Raw genomic sequence first — 12845 nt, 5'->3', positions numbered from 1 at the left:
GCGGCTCTATTCGGCCCAAGAGACCCCCGTCAGATCAACCGCCGCCGTGGGTTGGTTGACCCACAGCCCCTGCAGTCCGGCCTTCGCGACCGTCGCGACGGCCAATTCGAAGAGGAAGCCGTTCACGTAATCCTCTGAGATGATCGTCTGCGCCTTGGCCAGGAGTTCGCTGCGGCCCGCCGGATCAGTAGTGGCGTTCAGGTCTTCCATAAGGGCCTGGAACTCCGGATTGTCGTATTGAAAATAGTAGTCCGGGTTCGCGTAGATGCCGATATCCATCGGTTCAGTGTGGCTGACGATAGAGAGGCCGAAATCCTTGTTGGTAAAGACCTCTTCGATCCATTGCGCCCATTCGAGGTTCGTGATCTCTGTCTCGATCCCCACGTCGCGGAGTTGCGCCGCAATGATCTCACCGCCGCGACGGGCATAAGAGGGCGGGGGCAGTTTCAGTGTTGTGGTAAAGCCATCGGCAAACCCGGCCTCCGCCAGCAATTCGCGTGCCCGTTCCGGGTCATGGGGCGAATTGGCGAGCAGATCGACATAATTGGGGTGATGTGGCGCGAAATGGGTGCCGATGGGGGTGCCTAGCCCGAACATCGCCCCGTCGATGATCGCCTGTCGGTCGATGGCATGGGCGACGGCCTGTCGGACCAGCACATTATCAAACGGCGGCATCTTGTTGTTTGTGGACAGGATCGTCTCGCCCTCGGTATTGCCGACGAGCACCTGAAAGCGCGGATCGGCCTCGAACTGAGGCAGGTTTTCAGGGGCGGGGAAGCCGACAAAGGCGTCTACATCCTCGGCCATCACGGCGGCAAAGGCGGCGGTTGGATCGCTGATGAAATGGAACGTGGCGCTTTCCAACGCGGGGGCGGGCCCCCAATAATCATCATTGCGCGTCAGTTCGATCCGGTCGCCCTGCACCCAATCGGTGAAGGTGAAGGGACCGGTGCCAATGGGATTGGAGGCGATGTTTTCGATACTTTCGGGGGCTACGATCACCGCATCGCCCCAAGCCATATTGAAAAGGAAGTTCCCGTTGGGCTGATCCAGCGTCACCTGCACCACCAGCGGTTCTACCACGGTCACATCCGTGATCCCGGCAAAAAGCCCCTTTTGCGCATTTGTGCTATCCTCGGCTCGGGCGCGGTCGAGGCTGAATTTCACATCCTCCGCATCCATCGTAGTGCCATCATGAAACGTCACCCCCGCGGCGAGGTTGAAGGTATAAACCGTTCCGTCCTCGGAAATCTCCCAGCTTTGCGCGAGCCCCCGGATGATCGACCCATCCGCATCAAATCGCGTTAGCCCCTCGAACACATTGGCATAAAGCACGCTGTCAATCGCCTGCGCCGCACCGCCAGTCGGGTCAAGGTTTGGCGGCTCAAGCTGGATGGCTACGGTGATACTGTCCTGAGCCAGAGCTGTCGTGGCAGTCAGGCTGAAAGCGGCTGCGAGGCGCGTGATATGGTGCATGTGATCCCCCTGTTGTTGGACGGGAGTGTTGACGCAAGGTCAGGGTAAATCAAGAGGGATCGAAGGTACGCATACTAGTCAAACAATTTTGCATTGCGCTATTCACTGGCAAATGTGAGGTGTCAAAAATGCACGATCTGAAATTCCCTTTGGTCCCAGACGACTACCACCTCAGAGACGTTGGCAAAACGAAGCAAGGCAACGGCTACTGGATCACGCAGCAACTTACTTCCGACGGGAACACTACGCGTGATTTTGTTGCAGCATACCTATTCGATAAGGATGGGCATTTCATCTCGGCTGATGTTGTTGATTTGGGTCTTCGGGAGCCAAATAAGGATGGTGGCCTCGGAGATGCGTTGGCACGTTTAAGACGTAAGATTGACGCTGAGACGGTCGAGCAAATTTGGGTTCGACCTTTTTCTACAGCATTTTTTGGCGAAACATTTGGTTTGGTGGTCCGCGAAGATGAACATGAGGAGTTCCAAGGGGAACAACTCATCGATGCGCTACCGGGTCATACATTGATGTTTTATGGCCCATGGGACACGTGCAACTACGACACTTGACGTCCTCGGCGCGCGTTTGCATTTCTTTGGCTGCTCATGCGTTAAACCGACGCTCGGTCCCGCTTTCCACCTCTCTTCTACCCTGCTATCTCCCCTCAGCAGCCAGAGAAGAGACCCAGTATGAGCGCCACTGCCAGGAAACGCGCACCCTTGCCAGATGATATACGTGCGGCCAAAGGCGGTACGCCGCTGGTCAGCCTGACGGCTTACACCACGCCCATGGCGCAAATGATGGATGAACATTGCGACTTTGTGCTGGTGGGCGACAGTGTCGGCATGGTGTTACATGGCCTCCCATCTACCCTGGGAGTGACGATGGAGATGATGATCCTGCATGGGCAGGCGGTGGCGCGGGGGTTGACGTCAGCCATGATGGTCATCGACATGCCCTTCGGGTCGTATGAGGAAAGTCGCGAGCAGGCGTTCCGCAATGCCGCCCGCCTGATGGCCGAGACGGGGGCCGGGGCCGTCAAGCTGGAAGGCGGGGTCGAGATGGCGGAGACCATCGCCTTTCTCGTCGCGCGCGGCATTCCGGTTATGGCGCATATCGGGCTGACTCCGCAATCGATCAACACGCTGGGCGGCTACAAGGTGCAAGGGCGTGGGGAGGCGCGGGACGCGGCTTTGGCCGATGCAGAGGCAGTCTCAACCGCCGGTGCTTTTGCCGTGGTGCTTGAAAAGGTGCCGGAGAGTTTGGCCGATGAGATCACCGCGCGAGTGCCGATCCCCACGATTGGCATCGGGGCGAGTGCGAAATGCGACGGGCAGATCTTGGTCGTGGATGACATGTTGGGCCTTTTCACCGCGTTTAAGGCGAAATTCGTGAAACGCTATGCGCATCTGGGTGATGATGGGGCCGCGGCAATCGCGGCTTATGCGGCAGACGTCCGGGCGCGCGAATTTCCGGCGGCAGAGCATGTTTTCGGCGATGAGGCGCCGAAGTGATCGCGCCCATCGAACGGACCTTGGCCGGGCTGCGGGCGCAGACGGCGCTTTGGCGCAAGGCGGGCGAGACGATTGGGGTGGTGCCGACGATGGGCGCGCTGCATCACGGGCATTTGTCGCTCGCGCATGCCGCGCGGGAGCGTTGTGACCGCGTGATCGTGACGATCTTTGTCAACCCCAAACAGTTCAATAATCCTGACGATCTGGACAGCTACCCAAGAACCGAAGAGGACGACGCACGCAAACTGGAAAGCATCGGCGTTGATCTGATCTACGTCCCGGACCCGGACCAGATCTATCCAGATGGCTTCGCGACAACGGTGACGGTAGTGGGGCTGACCGACATGCTTTGCGGTGCGACGCGGCCGGGTCATTTCGACGGCGTGGCAACCGTTGTGCCAAAGCTGTTCCTGCAAACCGCTGCCGATTTCGCTTTCTTTGGCGAGAAAGACTATCAGCAACTGCAGGTCGTTCGCAGGTTGGCGGCCGATCTGGATATCCCCATCGAAGTCATCGGATGTCCCACGATCCGGGAAGAGGATGGGCTGGCGATGTCGTCGCGCAACCTTCTGCTATCGGACCGGTCGCGGATCAAGGCGCCGGTCCTGGCCGAGGTGATGGAAGAGATGCGTGATGCGTTACTGAGTGGGGCGACGATGGCAACCCTTAGTCCTGACGCAAAGGCCCGCATCCTGCATGCTGGCTTCAGCGATATCGATTATCTCGAACTGCGTGATGGCGAGTATTTGCAGCTTTTGGATCAGACCAAACCCGGCGCACGCCTTTTTGCGGCAGCATGGCTGGCCGGGGTGCGACTGATCGACAACATCGCAGTTTGATCGCGAACGCTAAAGCGGCGTTGCTGTTTACAAATTGACCGCGGGTATCGACGCAAGATAGGCGTAGCAGTGTTGTCCAGCCGTAGCGCCCGACCGGTTCATGGCAGATGTCGGAGTGCTTTGCAGAGACAAAGTGAAAGAGCATACCAAAGCGCATTATCTGCGCCAGTTAGAGCGGCAAGTGAACGAACGGCTAGCAGTCTACACAAACGTCCTTGGATGGGGTTACGAACTGCCGCCTGTCACGCCGTTCCAAAATGTAGACTATATTTGTTTCACGGATCAGAAAATCAAAACGCCGAATGGTTGGACATGTGTGTCCGTCACACCATTTCTGGAAGCTGATCCCTTTCGCAGTTCGCGTGAACAGAAAATTCGCCCGCATCGTTGGTTAAAGCAACATGACAAGTCGCTTTACATCGATAGCACAGTATTATTGAGGCAGGACCCGCACCAGATTTGGGAAAAGCTAGTTCCCAATGACAATATTGTCTTCGGCGGTCTCTTCCATTCGTTCAGAGAAAGCGTCGCCGGAGAGTTTAGCGCTGCCTTGAAGTACAATCTCGAACACCAGCATGTGCTTGATGAGCATGTAGCATTCTATGAAGAATACTATTCCGAGGTGCTGCACCAGAGGCCGGTTTGGGGTGGACTATTGGCGCGCCGCCATAATGACTCGCATTGCATTGAGGCAATGGAGAAGTGGCATGCGCATGTCTTGCGATATTCGAGGCGCGATCAACTTTCATTGCCCGCGGCGCTGACGGCGATCCCACCCAAGAAGGTGAATATTGTTTCCGAAAACATCAAGAACTCGGAATTTCACAAATGGCCTCATGGTAGGCTTGAGAAGCCGCCATACCAGACGGTTAAAGGTCCTGCTGCAAGCAATGCATTTTCCACCACCGCTCAGACAAAAACAGGAGAACCTGCCGTGACACAGGATCCTCAAAGTCAGAACATACCTCAGCCAACGCACAAGTGCATCTTTGGCTTTGATGAAGAAAGGCGGCTCTTCTTCGCGCAAGATCGTCAAACAGGAAAGCAGGTGTTCGTCTCTGACAGGGCGCGGCTGTCTTTGTACAGGCGCGGCATCTTCCGACGTCGCAAGCAGCTTGTGAGCGATTATCGTTTGCCGCGAGATCTCATCACCAAAGATGATGTTGTCATCGATGTAGGCGCCAATATTGGTGAGATTGGAATGTGGTGCAACGACAAGGGCGGATCCTACTACGCCTTTGAACCTGATCCAAGCGCATATGCTGCCTTGCGCGAAAACGTCATCGGTGAATGCTACGACGTCGCGCTAAGCGACTCCAATGGGACAGCCGAATTCTTTCTGAACACAGAATCTGCAGACTCAAGCCTGTTCAAACCCGACAAGCATAGCGGTGTCATTAGCGTCGATAAGGTTCGGCTTGACGACTTTGAGCCGATCTCCGGTTTAGCCAAAATCAAGCTTCTGAAAGTTGAAGCCGAGGGGATGGAGCCGGAGGTTCTGCGCGGTGCGGAAAACACCCTGAAGAAGGTCGAATACATCGCCATTGATGCGGGTGCGGAAAGGGGCGGAGAAAACACTGTGCCGGAGGTTCTGAATTTTCTCACTGACCGACGGTTTAAGATCCTCGCTTGTTTTTTGACGCGCGGTACCTTTTTGCTCCGCTCAAAGTCTTTTGAGTAATGCCTTCTGTCGAGTAAGCGGTAAGAGCTGTCAGATGGCGGATGCAGAACTGTATCATCGCGTCGTCAGAGCCCATATTCGGATACGGGCATGGGCGCGTTCGTCACACGCCTAACGCGATGGTTTCGCCTCAAACATGAAGCGCGCGCGCCAGTCTTCGTTTGTTCGGTCCGCGAGTTTGGAGGTTTGCACTGGTGTCCTCATGGCGACCGAAGCGTCCAAGCCAAGTGCCTCTAGTATCGCCGCCAAAGTGCTTTGCGGATACTGTGACAGCGCCTCGTAAGTAATTGTGAGAGTTTTGATGGACTGCTCTGCAAACCATCTTTGCCAGGCCTCATTCTGCTCGGCTATTTCGTTTAAATGGGCGTGGATCGCATCCGGATCGTATCGGTCTTCGCGCCGGGCCGCTTGCCTTTCAAGATCCGTGCCATCGGCCCTTTTGTGCCACAGACCCGTCTGTTCGGCGCGCAGGCGCGATATCGCCTGACCAAGCCGGTCTTCACGATGCAGATAGATAAAGAGTGCAGGTCCAAAGGCCGCTTCAAGCCGCTCCAAATCGGTTTCTTGCCTGGGGAAAAGGAACGCCAATTGCTCCGCCAAAAACGGAAAGCTCCGCTGTTGCAAGCGCAGGCCGAAGATATCGGACCCTGCTTTGCCGCGCTTCATTGCGGCGTCTAAGATGGCGTTGAGGGTCGCCTCTCTTGACAAAAAGTTCCCGCTGTCAAACCCGTAGTACTCGAGCCAAGCGTCGATGGACGGCTCGTGGAATAGCGAACCCGGTCGGCCCGCGATCTTTGTCGCTTCCAACAATTTGCACAACATCGTGCTGCCGCTGCGCGGTGTCGTGCAGATGACGTAGCATTTGGGGACTTTGCGCTGCATCGGCTGACCTCATTTGAATATGAGCCAACTAGCTGAGGTTTATGACACTTTCTGCATTGGCCGCGATGAGTGTCCGCCTACTTCGGATTAGGCCGGATTTCCTGTTGCAGCATGGAGGCAAGGAAACCGGTTGTGATACTCTGTACACCGAGCGAGGCGCAGACAACGGCCAGCGTCGTTGGGCGTACAATCTCACGCGCATCAAGATCGCCAAAGCCAGTGGCGCCCCAACTGAAGACACCCGAAAGGGTCGCGATCATGGCGATCAAGAGCAGGATACCGCCCAGAATACAGGCATTGTCGACCGTGATTTTGGACCGCAGACGTTCGAACCGGCGCGATGTGGGCAAAAGGTTGAACCGCACTGCAAAGATCCGCGAGAGGACGTAGAAGCAAACCATCTGAAACCCGGTCAGCAGCAACGCGCCAGCAAGGATCATGGTCGCTACATCGAACGTGATACCACCAACCACTACGGGACCCAGCATGAGTGCGAGGAAGCTGACCAACCCGACCCAGAACATCACCAGTCCCGGATAGTAAAACAGCCAGTAGGGTGCAAATGTCAGCAAGAGCTTCAGATGCAGCCAGCCATCGCGCCAACTGCGCAGATGGGGCGGTCGCGAGCGTCCGTCTGGTTTCAGCGTCGTGGGTACTTCGCGGATATCAAGATCAAATAGCGTGGCGCGGATCACCATTTCAGAGGCGAATTCCATGCCCGGTGTATTCAGGTGCAGCCCCAGGATAGCCTCGCGCGAAAAGCCGCGCAGCCCGCAGTGAAAATCACCCACGGGTGTGTGATAGAAGATGCGCCCAACAGCCGAAAGAACGGGGTTCCCCAGATAGCGGTGCAGGGGCGGCATCGCGTCTTTTTCGATGCCCCCTTTGAAACGATTGCCCATGACCAGATCGGCACCATCGCGCAGCTCTTTCACAAACGGATCAAGGTTCGAGAAATCATAAGAATCGTCGCTGTCACCCATGATGACAAAGCGCCCCTTGGCGGCCTTGATCCCGGCGCCCAAAGCAGCACCATACCCCTTGACCGGCACATCAATGACACGGGCGCCAAGCCCCTTGGCAATGTCCTGGCTGCCATCGGTTGAACCATTATCCGCGATCAGCACCTCACCATCAACGCCTGAGCGCTTGAGGTAGTCATTTGCCTTCACGATACATGTCTCAAGCGTCTCTGCCTCGTTCAGGCAGGGCATCAGGATTGTCAGTTCGGTCATTTCTACAGGTTCAATCTGGTTCACACAGCGCGTATTAGACACGGATTGGGGCGTAATTCAGGCTCGGGTAAGGTGCGGATAGGTTATCCAGTGTTCGTTGTGCAACATCTTTGTTGGCCATACCCACGCCTCAATTCCGTCGTTGTTGCACTATAGCGCTGCCTGCGAGAGGCCAGTTGCCTGCCATGGGGGTTTTTGTCGAGCGATGCTTCTTTCACGTGCGCAACACCTGATCCGCGAAGCACCATTGCGCGCCACCGTCGTCGCGGCGGTACTGCTGATAATTGGGCAAGCCATTTTTGCAAGTTTCGACATGTGGGAGAACTTTGCAAAGCAGGGCAACGACGATGTCATGCGGCTCGTGATGGTGCGTGATCTGATCGCAGGCCAGGGCTGGTTTGATGTGGTGCAATATCGCGTTCTGCCGCCTGACGGGATGCCGTTGCATTGGTCGCGATACGTTGATGCAAGCATTGCCGCAGTGATCCTGCCGCTGTCTTACATCGTGCCGATGCCAGTGGCCGAGATTTTGGGGGCCATGATCTGGCCAGTTTTGATCCAACTGATCGCATTGACGGTCGTTGTTGCTGGAACGAGACGCCTGTTTGGCACATATGCGGCCTGCTTTGCGGTTCTCAGCCTTGTGCTGTGGCCGGTCACCAGCAACTGGCATGCGGGTCCCGGAAACCTTGATCACCACAATGTCCAGATGTTGATGATGGTGGTCATGGCGCTTAGCGCAGTGTGGCCGGATCGACCTGTCGCTGCTGGTCTCATCGGGGGCGTGGCTGCGGCGTTTTCACTGGCAGTGGGTCTGGAGTCGCTCATTTTTGTTGTCGCCGTTGGCGTTTTGTTTTTCGCACGCGGCTTGCTTTCGGCGTCGCCAGCGCCGCGCACTGCATTACTGGCATTTTGCGCAGCACTTGCGTTTGGCAGTGTCCTGTTCTGGTTGGGGCAGTCGGCGCCTCAGACTCGCATGTTGCCGATGTGTGACCGGCTGAGCCCCATGGTTCTGTCGGTGATCTGGACGGCCGCAATTGCAAGCACCTTACCGCTCTTGTTTTTACGGGGCGTCAGACGCCCGGCCTTGCATCTGCTGATCACCGTCGCACTGAGTGTCGGCGGAATCTTCTTTGCCTGGCCCATGCTTTTCACCTGTCTGACCGGGCCATACGGCGATCTGCCGCAAGAATTGCAGGATTTCATCAGCAGAGGTGTGGGCGAGGCCCTGCCGCTATGGGTGTTTACTATGCAGCACCCAGCCGACGCAGCGCCGATGATCCTGCCGGTAGCGCTGGCGGTTGCAGCTGTCGCCTATTTCGTGATCGACGACCTGACGACCAGGCGTATCTCATTCGCCGATCAGCAATTCCAGGCCCTTGCGGGACTGGGTCTTCTTTGTGTGGTTGGCATCCTCATGGCGCTTTATCAGATGCGTGCGATCACAATGGCCGGTGCGATCATACCGATACTCGTTGGCTTCATTCTGGCCCGGTTGTTTCGCGCGTACTTTGAACAGCGCGATGCGACTTCCGCCCTGTTGGGTCTCGTATTTGCCACGCTCCTCATTTCTCCGGGCACCGTGACACAAGCGCTTGAGCCACTTCTTCCCGAAGGACGGGGCGAAGCACCGGGTGTTGGCGATTGCCGCAGCTATGCCTCTGTGAGTTCTCTGAACGCCGTGCCAAAGGGCGTGATCCTGCCGCACTTCAACCTCGCCCCGCATATCCTTTGGCTGACGCACCATGATGTCCTTTCAGGTGGGTATCACACGAGCGCGGATGCCCTCTCTAACGCCGTGGTTCCTTTCGGTATGGAAGAAGAGGACTTGCGCGCGCATTTGGCGGAAAGTGGCGCCACGCACTTTCTGCTTTGCGCCAACACGACCTATTCTGGCGAATTCGTCAGTGCCCTTGCAGCCGGCGAAGTGGTCGATTGGCTGCGTCCGGTTTCGTTGGACGACGACAATCAGGTCTTGCTTGAAGTGGTGTCTGAATGACAATCGCCCCCCAAGTCACGGCCTTTCTGCGCTTTCTGGCTGTGGGGGGCAGTTTCAGCTTAGGCTATGCGCTGGTAACAGCGGGGTTGATCCGCTTTGCCGATGCGCCGCCATTGCTGACGAGCGTTCTGGTCTACCTGATCTGCATCCCACTGGCCTTTTGGGCGCAAAAGAACGTGGCCTTCCGCGCGGATCAGACCGGCCGATTTGCGATGCTCATATACGCGGCCACACAAGTGGCCAGTCTTGCAGTCGTCTCGACGATCACGAGCCGTTTCGTGACCAAGAACTTCTGGATCGATACCGCGATCTTTCTTGTCACAGCGGGAAGTGCCGCGGTCATCAGCTTTCTGATCTGCCGCTACATCATCTTCAGGCCGTCGGCGTCAGGCGCGCGATGAAGTGTAGCTTGCGGCCAAACACCCACTTGGCCGGGGCCGGGTAAAGCGGGACGTCGGTCGCAAAGTGATCTGTTTCGAGCCCGGCCGTGGCAAACCAGCGATCCCAGTCTTTGCGCGGCGCATAATTGTACGGCAAGACCACACCGTGCGGCGCGTTACCGACCCAGTCCATCACGCGCAAGGTCAGATGATCCAGCTTGTTCTCGCTCAGATGGTCCTTGATGATCACCGCCCTGCGGGCCACGCGTGACGCTTCGCTGATCAGGATCTGCGGGTCGTCAGTGTGATGCAGAACGTCGACGAATGTCACCACATCAACGCTATTGTCATCCATGGGGATTTTGGTGCCGTCGAATAGCGTCACGGGAATATGCGTCGTCTCGCGCAGCATGATGTCGATGCCCTGCACATCTGTGCCTTCCTGCATCTCGCCGATCATCTTTGCGATCTGCCCGTCGCCTGTGCCTACATCCAGCATCTGCGCATTGGCTGGCAGCAACGCTCCGATCTGTTCCACAAGCACGCGGACGCGTCGGTTGAAGACAAGCTTTTCATGAGCCTGGCCAAGGGTCTTTTTCAGCATCAGTGACTTTTCCATAGCGCGTGACGTCCGGACATTGGGATAGGTGGCAATCAAGGTAAAGGGTGACATCGCATTGCGCCGCGTTTTTGGCCGAAAAGTGGTGAATTGACGTTGCATTTACCGGGTGCTGCCCTCTTAGCTGCGGTGATCGCGGTTTTGACGGGTAAACGGCATGGCATTTCTCTTGGGCGTCGATACGGGCGGGACCTATACCGATGCTGTCATTCTCGATGAGGTGACCGATAAGGTCATCGCTAAGGCCAAGGCACTGACGACCCGTCCTGATCTGGCGCCGGGGATTGGCGCAGCCATCGATGCTGCAATAGCCGGGGCCGACGTTACAGCAGATCAGATCGCCCTTGTGTCATTGTCCACAACGTTGGCGACGAACGCGCTTGTTGAGGGGCAGGGTGGCCGGATCGCGCTGATCTTCATCGGGTTTGACGCCGCCGAACTGGGCCGCGCTGGTCTGACCGAGGCGCTACGCGGTGATCCGGTGATTGTCCTTGCCGGTGGTCATGATCATGCGGGTGCCGCATGCGAGCCAATTGATCTTCACGCCTTGGAAAGTGCTTTGGACGAGCTTGACCCGGGCGTGACGGCTTTCGCTGTCGCTTCACACTTTGCAACCCGCAATCCTGCACATGAGATCGCGGCGCGGGATGTAATCCGCGCCAGAACCGGCAAACCCGTGACCTGCTCCCACGAATTGTCGGCGGCCTTGGGTGGGCCCAAACGGGCGCTGACAGCCGTTTTGAATGCGCGTCTGATCAGCCTAATCGACAATCTGATCTCGGCGACGGAGGCGCATTTGGCCGCAAGCGACATTAATGCACGGCTGATGGTTGTCCGTGGTGACGGCGCCCTGATCTCAGCGGAAGTAGCGCGCGAGAAACCGATTGAGACGATCCTGAGCGGACCCGCAGCCTCGGTCGCTGGGGCGGCATGGCTTACCGGCGAAAAAGAGGCGCTTGTCAGCGACATTGGCGGAACAACAACGGATGTGTGTCTGTTGCGCGATGGGCGCCCGAAGATTGACCCCGAGGGTGCCCGTGTCGGGCCTTTTCGCACCATGGTTGAGGCGGTTGCGATGCGCACGACGGGACTTGGCGGCGATAGCGAAGTCCACCTGAATGAAGGGGGCGCAAGTGCGCTGACGCTAGGTCCAAGACGATGCATGCCCATCGCATTGGCCGCAAGCGCTTTTCCAGATCTTGTGCACCGCGCGCTCGACCGGGCGCTGGCGTTGGATATCCCGGCTCCGGATGGCGGGCAATTCGTTATACCGATGTGGCACGATATTTCGGAGGCGCTGGATGCGCGCGAAAGCGCTATTGTAAACCGCCTTTCAGACGGCCCGCGGCGGCTGGGCCAGGCGGTTCAGTCGCGGATGGAACAGCCAGCGCTCGCGCGACTGATCGGCCGCGGCTTTGTCATGATGGCGGGTGTCACGCCCTCGGATGCCGCGCATGTGCTGGGACATCTCGATACTTGGGACCGCATAGCTGCCGAAAAAGCGCTCACGCTTCTTGCGCGCAAACGCCGTGGCAATGGCGAGCGTTTGGTTGCGGATGCGCAAGAGCTGGCGGACATAATTGTCGCTCAACTGACGGCGCAGACGGTGGATTGCCTGCTTGCTGCGGCCTTTGCCGACGATGATAGGGTTTGGCCTGATCCCACGACCTTGGTCCAGCATCCAGCAATAAAAGCCGGACTGGATCGGCATGCGGGCCTTGTTCAAATGCACGTATCGCTTGGTGTGCCCGTTGTCGGTCTCGGAGCATCCGCAACCACTTACTACAATGCGGTTGGGCAACGATTGGGCACGCGCATGATCATTCCCGATCATGCAGAAGTGGCCAACGCGATCGGAGCTGTCGTGGGGCAGGTACAAATGCGCGCCAAGGGCACTGTCACGGCGGCAGGCGCTGGGCGCTATCTGGTGCATCTGGATGCGCCGCAGACGTATGATGACCGCGACAAGGCGATAGATGCCTTGCAAACCGCGCTGACCCTGCAGGTAAAGAACGCGGCAAGCAGCGCCGGTGTGGAAGAGATACGCATTGATGTGACCCGCGACATCAACGAGATCATGGTGGACGGCCAACGCATTTTTATCGAGGCAACGCTTGAGGTTGTTGCCAGTGGCCGCCCTCGCATCGCTGTCGCCTGAATGTGTCAATCCAGGCTGCGTTTGTCACTTTCTTGTCAGCCTGATTGCGTCAACGCAGCGCA

11 protein-coding genes are annotated in these 12845 nt (G+C 57.4%); 7 read left to right on the top strand and 4 right to left on the bottom strand.

What is annotated here, in order from left to right; genetic code table 11:
• Nucleotides 1–6 precede the first annotated feature (6 nt).
• Nucleotides 7–1476 (bottom strand): ABC transporter substrate-binding protein, encoded by a 1470-nt coding sequence (locus SLH47_RS20060; protein ID WP_320242058.1) that lies wholly within the window; start codon nt 1474–1476, stop codon nt 7–9.
• A 128-nt stretch (nt 1477–1604) separates the two neighbouring features.
• Here SLH47_RS20060 and SLH47_RS20055 point away from each other — a divergent pair, with 128 nt between their 5' ends.
• The 4 genes from SLH47_RS20055 to SLH47_RS20040 all read left to right on the top strand — a co-directional run bounded on the left by SLH47_RS20055 (nt 1605) and on the right by SLH47_RS20040 (nt 5510).
• On the top strand, nt 1605–2045 hold the full coding sequence (locus tag SLH47_RS20055) for a hypothetical protein (RefSeq protein ID WP_320242056.1): 441 nt from the start codon (nt 1605–1607) through the stop codon (nt 2043–2045).
• 120 nt (nt 2046–2165) lie between these two features.
• Entirely contained in the window at nt 2166–2990 is an 825-nt protein-coding gene (gene panB / locus SLH47_RS20050) for a 3-methyl-2-oxobutanoate hydroxymethyltransferase (protein WP_320242054.1), read from the top strand.
• Nucleotides 2987–3829 carry a pantoate--beta-alanine ligase gene (gene panC / locus SLH47_RS20045; RefSeq protein ID WP_320242052.1) on the top strand — a complete coding sequence of 281 codons (843 nt, stop codon included), beginning with the start codon at nt 2987–2989 and terminating at the stop codon, nt 3827–3829. The genes panB and panC overlap by 4 nt, the downstream gene beginning before the upstream one ends.
• Nucleotides 3830–3929: 100 nt before the next feature.
• Complete coding sequence (locus SLH47_RS20040; protein ID WP_320242050.1) at nt 3930–5510, top strand: FkbM family methyltransferase; 1581 nt, start codon at nt 3930–3932, stop codon at nt 5508–5510.
• Between the two features lie 111 nt (nt 5511–5621).
• Here the strand turns inward: SLH47_RS20040 and SLH47_RS20035 are convergent, their stop codons facing one another.
• Together SLH47_RS20035 and SLH47_RS20030 are read right to left on the bottom strand one after the other, a co-directional pair.
• Nucleotides 5622–6392 (bottom strand): Stf0 family sulfotransferase, encoded by a 771-nt coding sequence (locus SLH47_RS20035; protein ID WP_320242048.1) that lies wholly within the window; start codon nt 6390–6392, stop codon nt 5622–5624.
• A gap of 77 nt (nt 6393–6469) precedes the next feature.
• Nucleotides 6470–7627 carry a glycosyltransferase family 2 protein gene (locus SLH47_RS20030; RefSeq protein ID WP_320242047.1) on the bottom strand — a complete coding sequence of 386 codons (1158 nt, stop codon included), beginning with the start codon at nt 7625–7627 and terminating at the stop codon, nt 6470–6472.
• 205 nt (nt 7628–7832) lie between these two features.
• On the opposite strand from SLH47_RS20030, the gene SLH47_RS20025 reads away from it, so the two are divergent.
• Both SLH47_RS20025 and SLH47_RS20020 read left to right on the top strand, forming a co-directional pair.
• The gene (locus tag SLH47_RS20025; RefSeq protein WP_320242046.1) at nt 7833–9626 is read left to right on the top strand and encodes a hypothetical protein; all 1794 of its coding nucleotides are present in this window, start codon (nt 7833–7835) and stop codon (nt 9624–9626) included.
• Nucleotides 9623–10027 carry a GtrA family protein gene (locus SLH47_RS20020; RefSeq protein ID WP_320242043.1) on the top strand — a complete coding sequence of 135 codons (405 nt, stop codon included), beginning with the start codon at nt 9623–9625 and terminating at the stop codon, nt 10025–10027. The genes SLH47_RS20025 and SLH47_RS20020 overlap by 4 nt, the downstream gene beginning before the upstream one ends.
• Here the strand turns inward: SLH47_RS20020 and SLH47_RS20015 are convergent.
• Entirely contained in the window at nt 9999–10625 is a 627-nt protein-coding gene (locus SLH47_RS20015; protein WP_320242041.1) for a class I SAM-dependent methyltransferase, read from the bottom strand. The genes SLH47_RS20020 and SLH47_RS20015 overlap by 29 nt on opposite strands.
• A 157-nt stretch (nt 10626–10782) precedes the next feature.
• Here SLH47_RS20015 and SLH47_RS20010 point away from each other — a divergent pair, with 157 nt between their 5' ends.
• Entirely contained in the window at nt 10783–12783 is a 2001-nt protein-coding gene (locus tag SLH47_RS20010; protein ID WP_320242039.1) for a hydantoinase/oxoprolinase family protein, read from the top strand.
• Nucleotides 12784–12845: the final 62 nt, after the last annotated feature.

This window comes from Cognatiyoonia sp. IB215182 (assembly GCF_033963905.1).
Taxonomy (GTDB): domain Bacteria; phylum Pseudomonadota; class Alphaproteobacteria; order Rhodobacterales; family Rhodobacteraceae; genus Yoonia.
The sequence above is the reverse complement of the archived record's forward strand: the minus strand, read 5'-3'. Positions and strand labels throughout refer to the sequence as shown.